Source organism: Prolixibacteraceae bacterium (genome assembly GCA_019856515.1).
GTDB lineage: Bacteria > Bacteroidota > Bacteroidia > Bacteroidales > Prolixibacteraceae > Halosquirtibacter > Halosquirtibacter xylanolyticus.
This window is the reverse complement of record CP082230.1, coordinates 2,607,199-2,626,458: the sequence shown is the minus strand read 5'-3', so window position 1 is coordinate 2,626,458 and position 19,260 is coordinate 2,607,199. Positions and strand designations below refer to the sequence as shown.

Sequence of the window (19,260 nt, the reverse complement as noted above, 5' to 3'; positions counted from 1 at the left end):
TTATGTTATAAAAAAAGGACATAAAAAGGAGAAAAACAATATATATGTAGTAAAAACGTTTTCATACTAAGTATAAATATACAAAAATCTTAGGAAGAAAGAAATGACCGATTATATAACGATAATGAAACGTAGGGTGTATAACTTAATAGGCGTTTTGACAATCTTTTTGCTGTTTTCTATGTCGTTGAAGGGTGCAGATAAATGGTTGTTGTACTCGTCAACACAGGCTGGTGTATTACGTTTAAAAATAAGTGATTTAAAATCTCATAATCTTTCGATCTCCTCTTTGTCTTTATGGACAACAAAAAATACGCAGATCGATAATTGGGATAGTTTTGATCATCGAGAGTTAAAAGAGATCCCTTATTTAAGAACGACAGATTCAAATGGAGAGGAAGTTATAGTTTTTTATATTCATCCGACGGTTTCTTGGAGTTATGATATGGATATAAAAGAGTGGAGTCATAAAGATAACCTCTATTCACGAAGGTCATATGTTTATGTGTCTGAAATTCCAGCATCTGTCTTTATCGAGAATTCTATACGCCCACAAGATCCTAAGAAGAAAACGGTTGATACATATGAAGCGTTGAAATGTTCTGATTTTAGATCTGAGAATATATTACATTCGGGTCAGCAGTGGTTTAGTAAGTCATATTTGGGTTCTCATAAAAGTCAGATTAACTATCCGATATCAATCCCTTTTACTTCGATGAAAGTGAAAGCGAGTGGCGTTGGAAGTAGTTCAAACTTTTCAAAAGCTAAATTGGTCAAGAATGGGATTGATGTTGCTACGGTAAGTTTAAATAAGGTGGTTGATCCGCATGAAGGGAATGCTGCTTACCCATTTGTTTTTGAAACTATAATCGATTCTAAATCATCAAATCTTGAGATGTATGTTGAAGGAGGTAGTGATACCAAATACTATATTGATTATTTCCAATTTGTGATGAATGCTCCTTTGCAGTATCTTAATACACCACTCTATTTTCAAAATGGAAAGATGTTAGAGGAGGATAACAAGGGGGCTAACTTACTTGTGCGTTCAATGGGAGAAGATGAGATAATATGGGATATAACAGCTCCTTTGGAGTATGTTCAGGTGGAAGGGTCCAAAACTACTGAAGGGATATCATTAAAAGACCAGTATACGAACACCGTAGGACGTTATGTAGCGTTTAACCCTTCAAAAATAGGTGCTTCCCCAAGTTTTGTCAAAGAGCTAAGTAATGTTGGTGAGGAGATAAATGGATCTCCTGATTATATTATCATATATCATGGGAATTTCAAATCTCAAGCAACACAGTTAAAGAAGTTGCATGAAAATAACCTGGATGTAGAGTTGGTTAATTATGAAGATATTAAAGTTAACTTTAGTGGAGGTATTGCCGATCCAAATGGTATCAGGAACTATTTGAAGAGAAGATATGATAGACAGAAAGATACAGATCAACCACTGCAATATGTCCTAATATTTGGTCGTGGGACTTATGATCCGTATACTTCAACTTCATTTGAGAACCCTAATTACGTTCCATGTTTTCAGTCTAAGAATTCATTAGATGGATCAAATACATTTGTTTCAGACGATGTGTTTTGTTTGATGGATGAAGGCGAGAATGAGTTGTCGGGTACTGTGGATATCGCAATCGGTCGAATTCCATGTGTGAATCAAACTCAAGCTGATGCTGTTGTAGATAAAATAAAAGGGTATATGGATCCTTCAAATAGGGGGGACTGGTCTACTAAAGCATGTGTAATTGCTGATGATGGTGACTATGGACTTCACTTAAATGATGCCGAAAGGATTTCTGATTTTATTAAAAGCGGCTACCCATCAATTCATACTACTAAGGTATATTTTGATACATATGAAAAGTTTGGAGAACTCTATCGAAGTTATCCAGATGTGACCAAATCGATTAAACAGTTTATGAAAGATGGTGGTTTAATAATGAATTATACTGGACATGCAAATACCTATGCTCTTGCACATGAAAAAGTGTTGGAGAAAGAGGATATTTATATGTGGAATAATGGGTATCATTTGCCTCTTTTTGTGACTGCTACTTGTGATTTTAGTCATTGGGATTTAAAAGAAAATATCTCTGCAGGAGAAGAGGTGTTGTTTCATGCTAAAGGGGGGGGGATAGCACTTTTTACTACAACAAGACTCGTTTATTCCTCTTCAAACTACCAATTAAATAAGAATATATATGAAGAGCTTTTTCGAACTGATAATGATGGAGCTATTCAAAGTCTTGGAATGGTGATGATGAAAGCCAAAAGAAGAACTTCTGGGGTGATTAACAAAAGGAAGTTTTCTCTCTTGGGGGACCCTGCTCTAAAGTTGATTATTCCTAAATGGGAGGTTGAAACCACTCATATAAATGATGAGAAAGTGTCTAATAGTGATATATCAGTCAAATTGCTAGAGCCCATTAAGGTTCGTGGACAATTAAACGATGAATTAGGAAATGCACTTTCCCAGAATGGTGAAATGACTGTTCGCATACTTGACAAACCTATTGAAGTTCAGACACGTGGAAATGGTAGTAATGAGGTTGAAACTTATACTGAACAAGTAAATGTACTTTTCCAAGCCCAAGTGGAAGTTAAGGATGGAAAATTTGATTATGTTTTTGTTTTACCTAAAGATGTTTCTTACAAAGAAGGTAGAGGCCGTATTTCATACTACTTCAACAATGAAAAAAGTGATGGCGTTGGAGAGTTTTTTAACTTGAAAATGGATGGAACAACAGGCGATATAGAAGATGATGGTGTAGGTCCAAAGATATCCTTAGCTATAAATAATAATCAATGGAATAGTGGAATGACTATTGGAGATGAACCCACGTGGAAATTTACTATTAATGATCATACTGGAATAAATACCTCTTTGTCGAGTGTAGGGCACCAAATGGTTCTTATTTTAGATCATGATAATACGAAGCGTTACGTTTTAAATAATGGCTTTCAATTTAATTATGGTGACTATACTTCTGGTACTATAACATGGAAGCCTCTTGGTTTAACAGAAGGTCGCCATCACTTTAAACTTAAGGTTTGGGACTTGATGAATAACTCAAGCATCATTGAGGGCGATTTTGTTGTTTCTCCAATGTTAGATGTGAAAATGAGTTCTATATATCCGAATCCAACACACGGTAAGGTTCGTATTGTATTGGAAAATAATATGGCCTATACTACAGTGAATGGTGTATTAGAGATATTTGATTTTACAGGAGCATCTAAATGGAAACAACCTCTAGCGATAACCCAGAGCTCGTTAGTATATGAAGTTGATTTAAATCGTATTGGAATCACAACTCCTGGGATCTATTTTGTTCGCTTAATTGCACAAAATGTGAATGGAGAGGAATCTATTGTGACAAGCAAAATAATTCTTCAATAATAGAAGATGCTGAATACTAATATTTATGTTATGACGTTATGAAGTCATAGAAATTACGTAATACTATTAAAACTTGCATAACCATGAGTTTAAGATATAAGACGAATCGTTTTTGGCACATGATGTTAGGACTATTCATGTTGATTGGAATTTTGTCTGTAGAGAATGTAAAGGCACAAGATAGTGGCAATACTGTAACATCATCAAAAATTATCAGTAGTGCCGTACCTTTTTTGACTATTTCACCAGATACACGTGCTGGTGGTATGGGAGATTTGGGGGCCGCAACCTCTCCCGATGTTAACTCTCAGCATTGGAATCCATCAAAATATGCTTTTATTGATGGAACTTCAGCTGTGGGAGTATCCTATATTCCTTGGTTGAGAAACCTAGCTGATGATATGAGCATCATGTATCTGTCGGGATATTATCGTTTGGATGATAAACAGGTGTTGAGTTCTTCTTTGAGATATTTTAAATATGGTAATATTACACTAACCGATGAACAAGGTAATCCATTAGGGTCTCAGAATCCAAATGAATTTAGTTTTGATATTGGTTATAGTCGTAAACTTACAGAAAATTGGAGTGGAGGTGTGGTAGCACGATATATTGATTCGAGAGTTAATAATGGTGTTGAAGGAGCTGAACCTGGTACTGCTTTTGCTGCTGATATTGCTTTCTTCTATACTAATACATGGTCAAGACATCGTCTGGATCGTACTTTTACTGCTGGAGTTAACTTTTCCAATATTGGATCTAAAATCTCTTTTGATGGAGGTACTCATGAGAGTTTTCTTCCTGCGAATATGCGTTTAGGTTTAGGTTACTCTATGGAGCTTGATAAGTACAATAAGATTGTGATTAGTGCTGACATTAGTAAGCTAATGGTACCAACGCCAAATCAAACCTCTACAACAGGTGAAGATGGAACTGTTAATGTGTCTATCAACACAGGGGTAGATCAGAGTGTTATCGGTTCGATCTTTAGTTCCTTTGGTGATGCTCCTGGAGGATTCTCAGAAGAGTTACAAGAGTGTCAGCTTTCTTGTGGTGTGGAATATTGGTATGCCAATCAGTTTGCACTTCGTACGGGATATTTTTATGAAAACGAGAATAAAGGAAATCGTAAATATGTAACAGCAGGAGCGGGAGTGAAATTGACTAGCTTTATTCTGGATTTTGCATATATGATTCCCACACAGCAAAACCACCCTCTTGCAAACACTTTGAGATTTTCTATTACCTTTGATATTGGTAGTATGTTGAATTCTGGACGTTAACCAGTAATTTATAGGAACGATGAAAAAGATAAGGGTAGGATTAGGTTATGATGTACATGCTTTAGCTGAAGGAGAATCTTTGTGGCTTGGTGGTATTGAAATAGAACACGAACTAGGGACTGTAGCACATTCAGATGGAGATGTATTACTACATGCGATATCTGATGCTATTCTAGGTGCTGCAAAATTACGTGATATTGGATATCATTTTCCTGATACTTCTGCTGAGTTTAAAGGTGCAGATAGTAGCATATTGTTGAAAGAGTGCGTTCGCATGGTTGAGCAAAAAGGATACGTTATAGGTAATGTAGATGCTACCATCGCTGCACAGCAGCCGAAACTTATGCCTTATATACCTCAAATGGAAGTAGCAATAGCTAATACATTGGGTGTTGATGAGGAAGATGTCTCAGTTAAAGCGACAACTACTGAGAAGCTAGGATTTGAAGGGAGACAAGAAGGGATCTCTGTTCAAGCTGTTGTTTTACTTTATCAGAAAGAATAAGACTATTTAAATTATAAGATAATAAAAGAGCTGTTTCATTATTGTAATGAAACAGCTCTTTTTATTAGAATAGATTTCTATGCTCTTCGTTAACCTATATAGTGATAGTTTAGATGCGTTTTATGCTACTTTTCTTGTTTCATTGTATAATTGCAACAATAAAGAAATAATTGCTTGTAATCGCTTTATTTGCATGTTTAAATACTATATCCAACAAAGAGCTAGTCCCCTTAATATACTGCCTGATCCTAAAGTAGTAGGTAGACAAAAGTGTTTAAATGAAAAAAGGAGATCCTAAGATCTCCTTTTATAGAGCGGGAGACGGGATTCAAACCCGCGACCCTCAGCTTGGAAGGCTGATGCTCTATCAGCTGAGCTACTCCCGCAAATATTTTTTCTTTCAGTGGGGAGAGCAGGATTCGAACCTACGAAGTCGTAAGACAGCAGAGTTACAGTCTGCCCCAGTTGGCCGCTTTGGTATCTCCCCAATAAATAATGTTCATTCTTCAGAAATGAGCCGATATCGAGAATTGAACTCGAGACCTCTTCCTTACCAAGGAAGCGCTCTACCCCTGAGCTATATCGGCATATAATTAAATGAGCGGGAGACGGGATTCAAACCCGCGACCCTCAGCTTGGAAGGCTGATGCTCTATCAACTGAGCTACTCCCGCATAAATTATAAGTCGAATGTGGGGAGAGCAGGATTCGAACCTACGAAGTCGTAAGACAGCAGAGTTACAGTCTGCCCCAGTTGGCCGCTTTGGTATCTCCCCAACAATATTTCAATTTCTAAAAGAACTGAGCCGAATATCAGATTCGAACTGATGACCCCGAGATTACAAATCACGTGCTCTGGCCAACTGAGCTAATTCGGCAAAAAAACTAAATGAGCGGGAGACGGGATTCAAACCCGCGACCCTCAGCTTGGAAGGCTGATGCTCTATCAACTGAGCTACTCCCGCATAATATTTTTCAAAAGAACTGAGCCGAATATCAGATTCGAACTGATGACCCCGAGATTACAAATCACGTGCTCTGGCCAACTGAGCTAATTCGGCTTAAACTAAATGAGCGAGAGACGGGATTCAAACCCGCGACCCTCAGCTTGGAAGGCTGATGCTCTATCAACTGAGCTACTCTCGCAAATAATTCTTTCTTTCGGTGGGGAGAGCAGGATTCGAACCTACGAAGTCGTAAGACAGCAGAGTTACAGTCTGCCCCAGTTGGCCGCTTTGGTATCTCCCCAATAATCGTTAAAATTTATAAACCTCTGTTCATAAATCGGATGCAAATCTAATGAAATTTATTTTAAACATCAAAACAAAAAAACATTTTTTGCAATTAGTGGGGAGAGCAGGATTCGAACCTACGAAGTCGTAAGACAGCAGAGTTACAGTCTGCCCCAGTTGGCCGCTTTGGTATCTCCCCAACAATATTTTCAATTTCTAAAAGAACTGAGCCGAATATCAGATTCGAACTGATGACCCCGAGATTACAAATCACGTGCTCTGGCCAACTGAGCTAATTCGGCTTAAAATAAATGAGCGAGAGACGGGATTCAAACCCGCGACCCTCAGCTTGGAAGGCTGATGCTCTATCAACTGAGCTACTCTCGCAAATATTTTAAAAAAAACATAGAATCTTTGAGATTGTAAATCTCAAACTCAATCTGATTGAGTTGATTCGTTTTAAATGTCAATTGAGCGGGAGAAAGGATTCAAACCTATAACCTTCAGCCTGGTAGGCCGACGCTCTATCAATTGAGCTACTCCCGCAAATATTTTTTGCAATTAGTGGGGAGAGCAGGATTCGAACCTACGAAGTCGTAAGACAGCAGAGTTACAGTCTGCCCCAGTTGGCCGCTTTGGTATCTCCCCAACAATATTTCAATTTCTAAAAAGAACTGAGCCGAATATCAGATTCGAACTGATGACCCCGAGATTACAAATCACGTGCTCTGGCCAACTGAGCTAATTCGGCAGGTGGGTAAGCTAACTACATCGCACAGCTACGACCACCTATCCTTGCTGCCTTCCGACCCTGGGGAGTTTCAGTGGGAGCATGTCGTGTAGCACTTACCCGGCGACAAAAGTAGAAAAAATAGATATGCTACCAAATCTTTTATTCAAATTTACTAGAGATAGATAAGCCTTTTAGATGGGAACAATCTAAAGAACAATGTCTTAATGTGATGAAAAAAAATACTTTTTTTTTGAATGTATCATGTGGTACTGATGATGCTTGCTATTTTTGTATCTTTGTAGAAGTATCGAAACGTTATTACAGTTGAATATTTTAAAAATATAATAAATCAATGAAAGGTGGATTTCTTTATCATGCGATGATGTATGCAATGGTGCTCGGTGGAGCATTGGTTGCATTGGAGCTTGTGTCTTATTTATTAGGCGGATTTAATAATTGGATTACAACTGTCCTTTCTCTTTTTGTATATGTATATAGTATGTACCACTTCAGTGTGAAATATAGAGAGGAACAATTAAATGGAGTAATGTCCTACTGGAGAAGTGTGCAATTTATGATAACCTTATCATTTCTAGCCTCAATGATCTTAGGGCTGTTCGACTTTATTTTAATGAAATATATTGATCCAGACCTTCTCATTAAGATGATTAAAGAGGCCGAGAGTAACTATGTTACATTATTTGATAAATACAATGAACTTTTTGATGATAAAATGAAGGATGTCTTAATTGATAATATAAGAAAAATTTCACCAATGGATATCTGGAAGAGTAAAATGTCAAACTATATCTTCGGGGGGTTGTTTCTAGGGCTTTTGATGTCATTCTTTACTAGGAGAGTTAACAGCGATCCATTTCACGAAATAAAATAATAGATTATGACTTTAAATGTATCCGTAGTTGTTCCTCTCTATAACGAGGACGAGTCATTGAAGGAATTAGATCAATGGATAAAAAAGGTCATGACCGACCATCAGTTTACATATGAGGTGATCTATGTCAATGATGGAAGTAGTGATAAATCTTGGCAGGTGATTGAAACTCTAGCTAAAAATAATGATGCGGTAAGAGGTATCTGCTTTAGTCGTAATTACGGTAAGTCTGCAGCTCTTTTTGCAGGATTCGAAATGGCCGAAGGTCAGGTTGTAATTACGATGGACGCTGATTTGCAAGATAGTCCAGAGGAGATCCCCGAATTGCGTTCCATGATTGTAGATCAAGGATACGATCTTGTTTCAGGATGGAAACAGAAGAGGTATGATCCTATATCCAAAACTGTTCCAAGTAAGCTATTCAATGGTGTAGCTTCATGGTTGTCTGGTATAAAACTACATGACTTTAACTGTGGCTTAAAAGCATACAAGAAAGATGTGGTTAAAAGCATTGAAGTCTATGGAGAGATGCATCGTTATATTCCTATCCTAGCTAAGGAGGCTGGTTTTATGAATATTGGCGAAAAGGTAGTGCAGCATCAAGCTCGTAAATATGGGGTGACCAAATTTGGATTAAATAGATTCATTAATGGTTTTCTTGATCTATTGTCAATTCATTTTATGACAAAGTTCGGTAAAAAGCCGATGCACTTCTTCGGTGCCTTAGGCTCTTTCATGTTTTTTATCGGAGTATTGAGTGCATTATGGGTCGGTGGAAGTAAGTTGTGGTATGTGTTCCAAGGGATAGAGGCAGAGAGAGTGACTGAAAGCCCTTATTTCTATCTTTCGTTGGTTTCCATGGTATTGGGAACACAACTTTTCTTAACTGGGTTTATTGGAGAGCTAGTCTCTAGAAGTAGTACTGAGAGAAATGCATATAAAGTATCTAAAGTGATCTCTAAGAGTTAAAAAACTGTAATCTTTAAATAAAATAGAGAGGGATAGATTAACTTATCCCTCTCTCTTTTATTTAAAATTATTCTACCACTTCCATCTCATGCCATCCACCACCTAGGGCTTTATAAAGTTGTACAAAACTATTGATACGACTTGTATAGATTCGAGATAAGCTTAGTTGTGCTTGAAAATAGGTTTTTTCTGAGTCTAATACCTCTAGATAACTAACAACACCTTGATCATATCTCGCTTTAGATAGCTCATAGGCACTCTTTGCTGCAGTAAGAATATCCGTTGTTGCATCTAATTGTTTTCGATATGTGTCGATTTCAATCAAAATATCTTCTACTTCTTGAACAGATTGCATTACCGTTTTCTCATATTGTAGTACTGCTGCTTTAACCTTTATACGAGCGATTTCGACCTTTTTCTTATTACGGCCAAAATTAAATATAGGTCCAGCTAGCATTCCATAAACAGACCACTGAAGGCTATTACTTTCAAAAAAATTAGTCGCATCATCACTTGCAAGACCACCAGCTGCTGTTAGAGATAAGCTAGGGAACCTCTGTGCAACTGCTACTCCAACTTCGGCATTTAACCCCATAATATTATAATAGGATTGCATAATGTCTGGTCTTCTAAGAAGTAGGTCTGTTGGAATCCCAACAGGTACTTGATATGGAACATCTCTATCAAATAATTCACTATAGGTATTAATCTTTTTAGGCATCGTTCCCAAAAGTATTGACATGGCATTTTCAGCTTGGCCTATCATTCGTCTTAATTGATACATTTGATTTAGAGCGATGTTCATTTGAATCTCTGCCTGATTAACATCTAATAGAGCGACATAACCTGTTTCAAATCTATCCTTAATAATCTTGTAGTTCTCCATACGTGATAGGTATGTCTTTTTCGAGATCAAATATCTATTACGGTAATCCAATAATGTGAAATAGTTGTTTGCAACCTGTGAAATTATGGATAGTGTAACCGCACGATATCCATAATTTGTCTTCGTTAAATTAGCCAGTGCACTCTCTTTGTTCCTACGGTATTTTCCCCAAACGTCAATTTCCCAAGATAGCTGTGGAAAAAGTGAGTATTGATCATTTTTTGAGGTGAGTACATTACCACCAGAGGTCATGGTTCCAATACCAGCACTACTATCAAAACTAATAGATGGTAATTGCATGGTTTTACTGATACCTAACGAAATTCTTGAACGTTCGATCCGTGTCATGGCAATTTCAAGATCTTGATTTTGCTTTAACGCTTGATCGATATAGTTAAGAAGGACAGTATCTTTAAATACCTTCCAATAATCAAGGTCTGGAATAGAGTCATTATTTTCTGATTCAAATCGATAACTAGATGGCATCTCAATTTCAGGAGACTTCATGTCAGGTCCTACCTTACAACCACTTAAAAGAACAATGGAAAAGATTAGAGATCCTGTGATTATTTTGTATATAGTTCTCATATTCCAATGTATTTTAATTATCAGTTTTTTTATTGTCTCTATGTTTCTCATACTTTGCAAGTTTGCCAATCAGAACAAAGAACATTGGATAGATAACTACACCAATTATTGTTGCGACAAGCATTCCTCCTACTAGTGCAACTCCCATTACCTTTCTTGATTCAGCACCAGCACCTGATGCTAGTACTAGAGGAAGTACACCAAAAACGAATGAGAATGCAGTCATTAGAATTGGACGGAAACGTAATTTAGCGGCTTCCATTGCTGCATCATATAGATTGGCACCCTCATCAAACTTTAGTTTTGCAAACTCAATGATTAGAATAGCATTCTTTGCAGCAAGAGCTAGCAGTAGAATTAGAGAAATCTGTAAAAAGATATTATCTACAAAGCTTGGGCTTATTAGACGGGCAATATAGATGCTCAATAGTGCTCCGAATACCGCAAAAGGTGTTCCAAATAAAATGGTTAATGGTAGTGTCCAGCTCTCATAAAGTGCAGTTAAAATAAGATATACAAACAGCAAAGAGATCGCAAATATGATTCCGGATGTACCAGATGCCTTCTTTTGTTGATATGATATGTTGCTCCAAGAGTAGCCCATATCTTTGGGTAGAGTCTCATTGGCAACTTCCTCAAGTGCATTTAATACCTCATCCGAACTATATCCAAAGGCGGGTCCTCCATTAAGCTCAATAGATCGATACATATTGAATCGATTGGTAAATTCAGGCCCTGAGATGTTCTTTATCTTTACAAAATTTGCAAGAGGAACTGATTCATTGTCCTTATTTCTTATATAGTAAAGCTCTATTTGTTTCTCTGTTTGTCTATATTCAGGTGCTGCTTGAATGTATACTCGATATAATCTACCGAAGCGATTAAAGTCATTCACATAAGATCCCCCTAAGAATGCACTGACACTTTTGTATATATTCTGCAATGGTATCCCTGCTTTAAGTATTGCATCGTAGTTGAGTTCAATAGACCTTTGTGGTACGGTGGCTTGATATGCCGAGAAAATGCGTCCGATTTCTGGTCTTTTCTTCGCTGCATCTACAAATGTCTTGGTGTTTGCTGCCAAATAATTCGGTGAGTTTCCCCCCTTGTCTTGGATCATAATCGAAAAACCATCTCCTGTTCCCAACCCTGGGATCGCAGGAGGAGCAAAGGCAAAAGCAGTTCCTTCTTTTACTTTTTGTCTAAGTTCCATGTTGAGAGCTCGAATAAGCTCATTGGCTGTCCTCTTTCTCTCCTTCCAATCTTTTAAGCTAACAAAAAGGACCCCTGCACTAGTGGACATACTTTGAGAATATAGACTATATCCTGAAACTACGGTGATACCATCTACTTCTGGAAGACTTTTAACAATTTTTTCTACATCTAGTGCTACGGCATCTGTTCTCTGAAGGGCTGAGGCAAATGGAAGCTGAACATTTACATAGAAATATCCCTGGTCCTCGGTAGGCATAAAACCTCCAGGTATTTTTCTTCCAATAAAATACATCGATACTACAATGATAGCGACAAACACGAGACCGCGTTTTATTTTTTGGGTGGCTATAGACGTGAAGTTGAAATATTGATCCGTAGTCTTCCCAAACCATTTGTTAAAACCGTCAAAGAATTTTCCTAAAAAGCCTTTGTGTTTTTTAGGTTTTCGTAATAAAATAGAACAAAGTGCAGGGCTTAATGACAAGGCATTTACAGCAGAAAAGAAGACCGATACAGCGATTGTAATTGCAAATTGTTGATACAGTTGCCCTGTAATACCCGAGATCGATGCAACAGGAATAAAAACAGCAATGAGTACTAAACTCACTCCTATAATAGGAGATGTAACTTCTTTCATCGCTGCATTGGTGGCATCTTTAGAGTTCATTCCTTTTTCTATTTTTACCTGCACAGCTTCTACTACCACAATAGCATCATCCACGACAATACCAATGGCGAGTACTAATCCTAAGAGTGAAAGTACATTTATTGTAAACCCGAGCAGTGGGAATAGAATGAATGCCCCGATTAATGAAACAGGAATAGCAAAAATAGGTATTAATGTAGCTCTTGTGTCTTGAATAAATATGTATACAACAAAAATAACCAGTAATAGAGCAATGATAAGCGTTTCGATAATCTCGTCAATACCGGCTGTAATAGGAGCAGTGGCATCTAGTCCAATCTCATACATTACACCTTCAGGGAATGATTTTTTAAGCTCTTCCATATTGGCAATCACCTCTTTTCCTAGATCAACAGCATTGGATCCTGGCGATTGATAGATTACGATAACTGCAGACCCCTTGCCTTCGTAATGTCCAAATGTATTGTATGATTCCGAACCTAGTTCTACATCAGCAACATCTTTTACCTTTACTTGTGCTCCACTTGGAAGACTCTTGATAATAATCTCTTCAAACTCCTCTTCTGTCTTTAATCTTTCGGGCATCCTTACCGTATAGGTGAACTTTGTGTCAGAAGAGGTTGGTTCTCCTCCAAATTTACCTCCAGATTCAATAACATTCTGTTCGTTTATTGCATGCTCAATATCATTGATGTCGATATTCATCTCAGCCATTTTGTCAGGCTTAATCCATATTCTCATGGAGTAATCACCAGCCCCCATCGTTCGAACACTTCCTGCTCCTTTTATTCTTGCAAGTACATCTTGTATATTAATAATTGAGTAGTTGGCCAGAAAACTTTGATCGTATCTTCCATCAGAATAAAGGTTGATGGCTAATACGATATTACTCATTGTCTTTTTGGTTGTCACACCCAGTTTTTGAACTTCGCTTGGAAGCCGAGCCATCGCTGCTGATACATTAGTTTGAGTAAAAACAGTATTCATATCAGGATTAGTACCTACTTCAAAAGACGTTTGTAATCTTAGAGAACCATCATTCGCATTAATGGATTTCATGTAGATCATGTTGTCCACTCCATTGACTTCTTGTTCAATCGGAGTTGCGACAGACTCTTCTACATTAATTGCGTTGGCACCTGTATAGCTAGCCTTCACCTCTACCATTGGAGGTGTAATATTGGGATACTGCTCGACGGGAAGTTGTATTAGAGATATTATTCCGATAATCACAGTACTGATTGCGATAACCATTGCTACTATCGGATGCTTTACAAAAAAATTACCTTTGTTCATCGTTGAATACTTTAATGGTTATCGATTCATCTTTGGAGTAACCTCCATGCCATTTTTTACAGCCATCAATCCGTCTGTAATGACAATGTCACCTTTCTTTAAACCTTTATTGATATGCCACATATCCTTCATCTTTTCGCCTACTTCTACCTTTCGATAATCCACCTTGTTGCTGTTTACTACATAGACAGAGAATTCCCCTTGTAATTCAGTTACTGCTTTTTGTGGGATAAGGATAGCATCTTTTATTTGTCCTAAAGTGGCTTGGATTAATGCATACTGCCCAGGTCTAATAATATTATTCTTGTTTAAAAAGCTTACTTGGGCTTTAAGACTACCTGTGGAAGGGTCTATGCTCCTGTCTATGAAGTTAAGCTTCCCTTTTTCTGGAAATGTACTTCCATCAGCAAGAAACATAGTAAAGACCGTTGATCTACTGTAAATTTTATTCTCTTTCAGCTGATACTTTATTCTCATTAATTCCAAGTATGTTTTTTCAGGAAGATAAAACTCAACAAGAATAGAGTCAATCTGAGATACTTCATTTAGAACAACTGGATTAGGACTTTTACCAACGTAATCTCCAACCTTCGCTTTTGTTTGACCAATGACACCTGAGATGGGAGCATATATATGTGTGTAGCCAAGTTCAATCTTTGCATAATTAACCTGAGCTTGTGCTGCTTTAACCTGAGCTATTGCTGAACGCTTATTGGCGGTTGCTTGATCTAGATCCTTCTGGCTTAGCGCATTTATCTCAGCCAATGGAGCAACTCTTTCGTATAGATTGTTTGCATTGATTAACGTTGCTTTTGCATTTGCAAGTTGACTTATTGCTTCATTGACTTTTGCTTCAAGCTGCCTTGGCTCTATATGATATAAAAGTTGTCCTTTTTTTACAATGGAGCCTTCTTTAAAGTAGATCCCTTCAAGAAACCCGTCGACTCTTGCTCTTATAGATATGTCTTTGTATCCATAGGTTTGACCAACAAATTCAAGATTGTAAGGAATATCTTTTACCGTGACTTCTGAAACAAATACAGTAGGAGGTGGCGATTTCTTTCTATTTTGTTTGTTATTACACGAGGTAATTGCCAAGACAAGAAGGAACACTAGTAAGAATCGAACTTTTTTCATAACTCAACAGGTTTTGCATATATTGAGTTTAACCATTAGTAATATGATAAAGTTCAATTCGTTATTGCGAATGTCTATTTATATGACTGTTCTGATTTAAATAAAAATAGATGATGCAAAAAGGCGTGAAAATAAAAAAGGTTCTTTCCACATTTGTGAAAAGAACCTTTCGTAGCGAGAGGCGGGCTTGAACCGCCGACCTCAGGATTATGAATCCTGCGCTCTAACCAGCTGAGCTACCTCGCCGTAGTGAGATTGTTATTATTGTATTGTAGCGAGAGGCGGGCTTGAACCGCCGACCTCAGGATTATGAATCCTGCGCTCTAACCAGCTGAGCTACCTCGCCAAATAAACAATCTTGCACGGGAGGAGAGACTCGAACTCCCGACACCTGGTTTTGGAGACCAGTGCTCTGCCAACTGAGCTACACCCGTGTTTGCGGAGAGAGAGGGATTCGAACCCCCGGTACCTCGCGGTACAATGGTTTTCAAGACCACCGCATTCGACCACTCTGCCATCTCTCCGTGATTGCGATGCAAATGTAGAACAAAAAATTGTTTTTGCAAATGCTATTTCAATAAAAAAAGAGTCTATTGAATGGGGTTTGTCTGTATTTGCTTGAAAATCATTGAAGGACGAAAAGAGAAAAAAGTTGAATTTATTAGAGAAATGAATTGGGATTCGTTATTTGGTTTCAGATAGGAGTATTGTTAGAGGAGGAATATCACAGAAGAAACCCATGTTGGTGGATTTATATGGTTAAAACGGAGTATTCTTAATCTGTTAATTGAAGGACAATAAAAAAAGCATCAATCTAGACTAGGATCTAAATTGTGCTTTTTTGTAGGGAATTTTGGCAAATTAGCCAATAAAAATTAGGTTGTCGGAATGAGGATTTTTTAGATAGACTTCATTCTGATAGATAATAAATGTGATGATGTAAGAGTCATCTTAGGTTAATGTAAAGGGAAAACGTTAAGGTTAGCTTATCGTTAATGCTTTGGTAATTTTATTATCGTCTTCATTGTACTGAAGAATGTATGTTCCTTTCGCAAAATCTCGAAGCTTCTTCTCAATATGAGAGATGGGATTCTTTAAAGATTTACGCGCCTTTTCTTCTACAAAAATTGTCTCGCCATTTAAATTCAAAACTTTTAGCTTCATATTTTCTAGTTCTAGGGGGATCAGTACTTTTTATTTTAAATAGACTAAGAAAATCGTTTTATTAATTTTCGTTAACAAATGACGTAAAACGGTTCTGAAATAAGAAAAAAAATTGACTAAACGTCAGTTTCTTGTGATGAAAGAGGAGAAATACATTATAAAGAAAAAGAGACTTGCATAATATGCAAGTCTCTTTTCAAAAGTAGGGTGGATGATGGGATTTGAACCCACGACCCCTGGAACCACAATCCAGTGCTCTAACCAACTGAGCTACAACCACCGTATAGTACGGTATCTTAAATAAAAGTAGGGTGAATGATGGGATTTGAACCCACGACCCCTGGAACCACAATCCAGTGCTCTAACCAACTGAGCTACAATCACCATGTAAATCGTCAAAATAAAAAAGTAGGGTGGATGATGGGATTTGAACCCACGACCCCTGGAACCACAATCCAGTGCTCTAACCAACTGAGCTACAACCACCGTGTATTTCTTGTTTTGCGGTTGCAAATATAGCAAAATCGGATTCTACTATGCAACAGTTTTGCTGCTTTTTTTTCTATTATTTTTGCATGTTTGTGCTAACTCCTTGTTTATGAAGGAAACCCTAGTTGATCTTTTTTTCATCGATACCATCCATTCGGGGGAATTAAGGAATTAAGGGGGGCTTTTTTGATGTTGAAAAAATGCTCTTAATTCTGTGGTACGATAAAAATTGTGTATTATTAGGCTTTACAATTCATGTGGGAATTGTAATTTTGGAATGTTGCGACCTGATCCGAGGTGTAGTTTTATGCAGGTCGTTTAAAAAAAAATAAATAGAGAAGATGGACTTTTTGTTAGATAATCCAGAGATTGAAAAGATATATCAAGAGATTGTGAAAATGATTATCCCATTGAAAAATGGAATTGTTGCAGACTCAATGAGTGCAAGAGGTATTAATTATAAGGTAAATTTAGGTGCTTCTACTTTGAGCCTTCATGATTTATCTAAAAAATATCAAAAGAATCACCTGTTGGCTTTAAAGCTATGGAATAAGGGCTGGCGTGAAACGATGATTTTGGCAGCAATGTTAGAGGAGCCACATCTAGCTTCTCCTGATCAATTGGATTATTGGGTAAAAAGCTTTGAAAATATCGAAATTTCGGAACAGATGGCACTTCATCTTTTAGTGCACATTGATAATGTTTATGACAAAGCCAAAGATTGGGCATTAGGAAAGAAACAGATAGTAAAATATACTGGAATACTGTTAATGGGACGATTGGCTCTTGTGGATAAAGAGGCTTCTGATGAGGATTTTGAATCTTTTTTTGAAGTATTGCCCCCACTGTCTAAAGATGCTTCTTTGCAATTTGTTTTAAAGCGAACTTTGATACAGGTAGGAAAAAGAAATCGCAATCTGAATGAAATAACCTTGATGCATTTAAAGCATTTATTAACCATAGATAATCCGGTCACACAAGAGATGGTAAAAGAAGTTGTAGATGAGTTGACAAGTCCTTACATACAAGATTACTTGCCGGATTGAGTGTGAATTGAACACTTGAATAAATTAAATCAATAACCCCACTCCTTATGAAGATAATTAGCGTAGATTCTGACTCACTAGAGAAGGCGTTTTTAACCCTTCCAATTTTCATTTATAAGAATGATCACAATTGGGTTCGTCCACTGGATAAGATGATTACATCTGTTTTTAATCGTGAACAGAATGGATTTTTTAAACATGGTGATGCACACCGTTGGCTTGTTTTTGATGACAATGACCAATGTGTAGGACGTATTGCAGCATTTTATGATGAGAAAAAAGCATTCACTTTTTCTCAGCCTACAGGAGGTGTCGGTTTTTTTGAATCTGTAGATGATCAAAAAGTGGCAGATCTTTTGTTTGATACAGCCAAAGAGTGGTTAACAACTCAAGGGATGCAGGCGATGGATGGGCCAATTAATTTCGGTGAGAACATGGTCAATTGGGGACTCCTTGTCGATGGTTTCCATCCTCAAACTTTTGGTATTCCATATAACCCTAAATACTACGAACTTCTTTTTGAGAATTACGGATTTAAAACATACTACGAACAATACTGCTATCGTATGAATATTTCCGAAGGGTTGAATCCTCGATTAATGAAGATTGCCCAGTGGATTTCGCGCAGGCCAGGTTATCATTTTGGGCATATGAAATTTGATAACCTTGAGAAATATGTGAATGACTTCATGACAATATATAGTAAAGCATGGAGGAGTCATGATAACTTCAAAGGGGTCGATGTGAAGGAGATAAAAGAGATTGGAACTTTCTTAAAGCGATTGGCCGATGAGAAATATTTCTGGTTTGCATATAAGGATGACGAACCTATTGCTTTCTTTGCGATGATCCCAGATTGGAATCAGATATTGAAACATTTAAATGGAAAGATTAATATTTATTCCATCATAAAATTCTTATATTTGCGCAGGAAAAAAACAATAACACGTGCTCGTTGCTTTGTAATGGGTGTCGTTCCTGAGTTTCAAGGTTCTGGTGTAGAATCAGCCATCTTTGCACAGCTTGAAAAAGTGCTAGATAAGCAACCTTGGATGACGGAGCTTGAGTTTTCTTGGGTTGGTGATTTTAATCCCAAAATGGAGCTATTATACCAGTCGGTTGGTGGTAAAAAAGCATCAACTCTTTTGACGATGCGTTACTTGTTTGATCCCTCAAAATCCTTTGAAAGGGCACCTATTTTACATGAATCAATGAAGGATAAAGCAAAAGGTGCCAAGAATTAGTTAAATTTAAACTTTTGATGTTCATAAATTTGGAGTTGTGGATACAATAAGTATCTTTGCAAACCGTTCGTAAAAGTAAGAATATCAAAGCAAATAGATAGAGATGAAACAAGGAATACACCCAGAAAATTATAGACAAGTTTGTTTCAAGGACATGTCTAACGGTGAGACTTTTGTCACTAAATCGACTGTTGAGACTAAAGATACAGTCGAAATTGATGGAGTTGAATACCCTCTAGTGAAACTAGAAATTTCTAGTACTTCACACCCTTTCTATACTGGTAAAATGAAACTTGTAGATACTGCAGGACGTGTTGACAAGTTCATGAACAAGTACAAGAAACATCTTACGAAGAAATAATTGAAAAATTATTTCTCGAGAAAACATTAAAAAGCTTCATCTTACGATGAAGCTTTTTTTTTGACTGTAATTTAATAATTACAAATATGTATGTAGTTTATGTTATACAATGCGATATTGAGATGATCTCTATTGCTTTCGTGACATCTTGTTTATA

The 19,260-nt window shown here is 37.1% G+C and carries 12 protein-coding genes, 23 tRNA genes and 1 other RNA gene; 8 read left to right on the top strand and 28 right to left on the bottom strand.

Annotation, left to right across the window (positions count from 1 at the left end; all coding sequences use genetic code 11):
- Positions 1-124: 124 nt before the first annotated feature.
- The 3 genes from porU to ispF all read left to right on the top strand — a co-directional run bounded on the left by porU (position 125) and on the right by ispF (position 5,206).
- Positions 125-3,418 carry a type IX secretion system sortase PorU gene (gene porU / locus K5X82_09395; GenBank protein ID QZT35550.1) on the top strand — a complete coding sequence of 1,098 codons (3,294 nt, stop codon included), beginning with the start codon at positions 125-127 and terminating at the stop codon, positions 3,416-3,418.
- A gap of 119 nt (positions 3,419-3,537) precedes the next feature.
- Positions 3,538-4,701 (top strand): type IX secretion system outer membrane channel protein PorV, encoded by a 1,164-nt coding sequence (porV, locus tag K5X82_09390; protein QZT39108.1) that lies wholly within the window; start codon positions 3,538-3,540, stop codon positions 4,699-4,701.
- Between the two features lie 19 nt (positions 4,702-4,720).
- Positions 4,721-5,206 (top strand): 2-C-methyl-D-erythritol 2,4-cyclodiphosphate synthase, encoded by a 486-nt coding sequence (gene ispF, locus K5X82_09385; protein ID QZT35549.1) that lies wholly within the window; start codon positions 4,721-4,723, stop codon positions 5,204-5,206.
- Positions 5,207-5,519: 313 nt separating this feature from the next.
- Here ispF and K5X82_09380 read toward each other — a convergent pair.
- The 17 genes from K5X82_09380 to ffs all read right to left on the bottom strand — a co-directional run bounded on the left by K5X82_09380 (position 5,520) and on the right by ffs (position 7,289).
- Positions 5,520-5,592 (bottom strand) — tRNA-Gly (locus tag K5X82_09380).
- Between the two features lie 18 nt (positions 5,593-5,610).
- Positions 5,611-5,693, bottom strand: a tRNA-Tyr gene (locus K5X82_09375).
- Positions 5,694-5,721: 28 nt separating this feature from the next.
- Positions 5,722-5,793, bottom strand: a tRNA-Thr gene (locus K5X82_09370).
- 13 nt (positions 5,794-5,806) lie between these two features.
- Positions 5,807-5,879: transfer RNA gene (locus tag K5X82_09365), tRNA-Gly, on the bottom strand.
- A gap of 19 nt (positions 5,880-5,898) precedes the next feature.
- Positions 5,899-5,981, bottom strand: a tRNA-Tyr gene (locus tag K5X82_09360).
- A gap of 28 nt (positions 5,982-6,009) precedes the next feature.
- Positions 6,010-6,083 (bottom strand) — tRNA-Thr (locus K5X82_09355).
- A gap of 14 nt (positions 6,084-6,097) precedes the next feature.
- Positions 6,098-6,170 (bottom strand) — tRNA-Gly (locus K5X82_09350).
- A 22-nt stretch (positions 6,171-6,192) separates the two neighbouring features.
- Positions 6,193-6,266: transfer RNA gene (locus K5X82_09345), tRNA-Thr, on the bottom strand.
- 12 nt (positions 6,267-6,278) lie between these two features.
- A tRNA-Gly gene (locus K5X82_09340) sits at positions 6,279-6,351 on the bottom strand.
- Positions 6,352-6,370: 19 nt separating this feature from the next.
- Positions 6,371-6,453: transfer RNA gene (locus K5X82_09335), tRNA-Tyr, on the bottom strand.
- A 100-nt stretch (positions 6,454-6,553) separates the two neighbouring features.
- Positions 6,554-6,636: transfer RNA gene (locus tag K5X82_09330), tRNA-Tyr, on the bottom strand.
- Positions 6,637-6,665: 29 nt separating this feature from the next.
- Positions 6,666-6,739 (bottom strand) — tRNA-Thr (locus K5X82_09325).
- 12 nt (positions 6,740-6,751) lie between these two features.
- A tRNA-Gly gene (locus K5X82_09320) sits at positions 6,752-6,824 on the bottom strand.
- Between the two features lie 86 nt (positions 6,825-6,910).
- Positions 6,911-6,983 (bottom strand) — tRNA-Gly (locus tag K5X82_09315).
- 19 nt (positions 6,984-7,002) lie between these two features.
- Positions 7,003-7,085: transfer RNA gene (locus K5X82_09310), tRNA-Tyr, on the bottom strand.
- 29 nt (positions 7,086-7,114) lie between these two features.
- Positions 7,115-7,188, bottom strand: a tRNA-Thr gene (locus K5X82_09305).
- A gap of 1 nt (position 7,189) precedes the next feature.
- Positions 7,190-7,289, bottom strand: an RNA gene (gene ffs, locus K5X82_09300) — signal recognition particle sRNA small type.
- A gap of 233 nt (positions 7,290-7,522) precedes the next feature.
- Here ffs and K5X82_09295 point away from each other — a divergent pair.
- Positions 7,523-8,062, top strand: a complete 540-nt coding sequence (locus tag K5X82_09295) for a DUF4199 domain-containing protein (protein QZT35548.1) — start codon at positions 7,523-7,525, stop codon at positions 8,060-8,062.
- A 6-nt stretch (positions 8,063-8,068) separates the two neighbouring features.
- Positions 8,069-9,031 carry a glycosyltransferase family 2 protein gene (locus tag K5X82_09290; protein ID QZT35547.1) on the top strand — a complete coding sequence of 321 codons (963 nt, stop codon included), beginning with the start codon at positions 8,069-8,071 and terminating at the stop codon, positions 9,029-9,031.
- Positions 9,032-9,098: 67 nt separating this feature from the next.
- On the opposite strand, the gene K5X82_09285 is transcribed toward K5X82_09290, so the two are convergent.
- From K5X82_09285 to K5X82_09235, 11 genes are all read right to left on the bottom strand, one after another.
- Positions 9,099-10,505, bottom strand: a complete 1,407-nt coding sequence (locus K5X82_09285) for an efflux transporter outer membrane subunit (GenBank protein ID QZT35546.1) — start codon at positions 10,503-10,505, stop codon at positions 9,099-9,101.
- A gap of 13 nt (positions 10,506-10,518) precedes the next feature.
- A complete protein-coding gene (locus K5X82_09280) occupies positions 10,519-13,662 on the bottom strand; it encodes an efflux RND transporter permease subunit (GenBank protein QZT35545.1) in 3,144 nt (1,047 codons plus the stop codon).
- 18 nt (positions 13,663-13,680) lie between these two features.
- Complete coding sequence (locus tag K5X82_09275) at positions 13,681-14,799, bottom strand: efflux RND transporter periplasmic adaptor subunit (GenBank protein QZT35544.1); 1,119 nt, start codon at positions 14,797-14,799, stop codon at positions 13,681-13,683.
- Between the two features lie 172 nt (positions 14,800-14,971).
- A tRNA-Met gene (locus tag K5X82_09270) sits at positions 14,972-15,045 on the bottom strand.
- A gap of 26 nt (positions 15,046-15,071) precedes the next feature.
- A tRNA-Met gene (locus tag K5X82_09265) sits at positions 15,072-15,145 on the bottom strand.
- 15 nt (positions 15,146-15,160) lie between these two features.
- A tRNA-Trp gene (locus tag K5X82_09260) sits at positions 15,161-15,233 on the bottom strand.
- A gap of 5 nt (positions 15,234-15,238) precedes the next feature.
- A tRNA-Ser gene (locus tag K5X82_09255) sits at positions 15,239-15,323 on the bottom strand.
- 457 nt (positions 15,324-15,780) lie between these two features.
- Positions 15,781-15,963 carry a hypothetical protein gene (locus K5X82_09250; protein ID QZT35543.1) on the bottom strand — a complete coding sequence of 61 codons (183 nt, stop codon included), beginning with the start codon at positions 15,961-15,963 and terminating at the stop codon, positions 15,781-15,783.
- A 206-nt stretch (positions 15,964-16,169) separates the two neighbouring features.
- A tRNA-His gene (locus K5X82_09245) sits at positions 16,170-16,243 on the bottom strand.
- Between the two features lie 29 nt (positions 16,244-16,272).
- Positions 16,273-16,348: transfer RNA gene (locus K5X82_09240), tRNA-His, on the bottom strand.
- A 27-nt stretch (positions 16,349-16,375) separates the two neighbouring features.
- A tRNA-His gene (locus K5X82_09235) sits at positions 16,376-16,449 on the bottom strand.
- A 344-nt stretch (positions 16,450-16,793) separates the two neighbouring features.
- Here K5X82_09235 and K5X82_09230 point away from each other — a divergent pair.
- From K5X82_09230 to K5X82_09220, 3 genes are all read left to right on the top strand, one after another.
- On the top strand, positions 16,794-17,498 hold the full coding sequence (locus K5X82_09230; protein ID QZT35542.1) for a DNA alkylation repair protein: 705 nt from the start codon (positions 16,794-16,796) through the stop codon (positions 17,496-17,498).
- A gap of 47 nt (positions 17,499-17,545) precedes the next feature.
- Positions 17,546-18,742, top strand: coding sequence for a GNAT family N-acetyltransferase (locus tag K5X82_09225; GenBank protein QZT35541.1), 1,197 nt, complete (start codon positions 17,546-17,548; stop codon positions 18,740-18,742).
- Positions 18,743-18,845: 103 nt separating this feature from the next.
- On the top strand, positions 18,846-19,103 hold the full coding sequence (locus tag K5X82_09220; GenBank protein ID QZT35540.1) for a type B 50S ribosomal protein L31: 258 nt from the start codon (positions 18,846-18,848) through the stop codon (positions 19,101-19,103).
- The last annotated feature ends 157 nt before the right edge of the window (positions 19,104-19,260 follow it).

Bases quoted from the DNA above. Each gene is read 5' to 3' on its own strand.
- porU (QZT35550.1), top strand. From the start codon at position 125: ATGAAACGTAGGGTGTATAACTTAATAGGCGTTTTGACAATCTTTTTG.
- porV (QZT39108.1), top strand. From the start codon at position 3,538: ATGATGTTAGGACTATTCATGTTGATTGGAATTTTGTCTGTAGAGAAT.
- ispF (QZT35549.1), top strand. From the start codon at position 4,721: ATGAAAAAGATAAGGGTAGGATTAGGTTATGATGTACATGCTTTAGCT.
- K5X82_09295 (QZT35548.1), top strand. From the start codon at position 7,523: ATGAAAGGTGGATTTCTTTATCATGCGATGATGTATGCAATGGTGCTC.
- K5X82_09290 (QZT35547.1), top strand. From the start codon at position 8,069: ATGACTTTAAATGTATCCGTAGTTGTTCCTCTCTATAACGAGGACGAG.
- K5X82_09285 (QZT35546.1), bottom strand. From the start codon at position 10,505: ATGAGAACTATATACAAAATAATCACAGGATCTCTAATCTTTTCCATT.
- K5X82_09280 (QZT35545.1), bottom strand. From the start codon at position 13,662: ATGAACAAAGGTAATTTTTTTGTAAAGCATCCGATAGTAGCAATGGTT.
- K5X82_09275 (QZT35544.1), bottom strand. From the start codon at position 14,799: ATGAAAAAAGTTCGATTCTTACTAGTGTTCCTTCTTGTCTTGGCAATT.
- K5X82_09250 (QZT35543.1), bottom strand. From the start codon at position 15,963: ATGAAGCTAAAAGTTTTGAATTTAAATGGCGAGACAATTTTTGTAGAA.
- K5X82_09230 (QZT35542.1), top strand. From the start codon at position 16,794: ATGGACTTTTTGTTAGATAATCCAGAGATTGAAAAGATATATCAAGAG.
- K5X82_09225 (QZT35541.1), top strand. From the start codon at position 17,546: ATGAAGATAATTAGCGTAGATTCTGACTCACTAGAGAAGGCGTTTTTA.
- K5X82_09220 (QZT35540.1), top strand. From the start codon at position 18,846: ATGAAACAAGGAATACACCCAGAAAATTATAGACAAGTTTGTTTCAAG.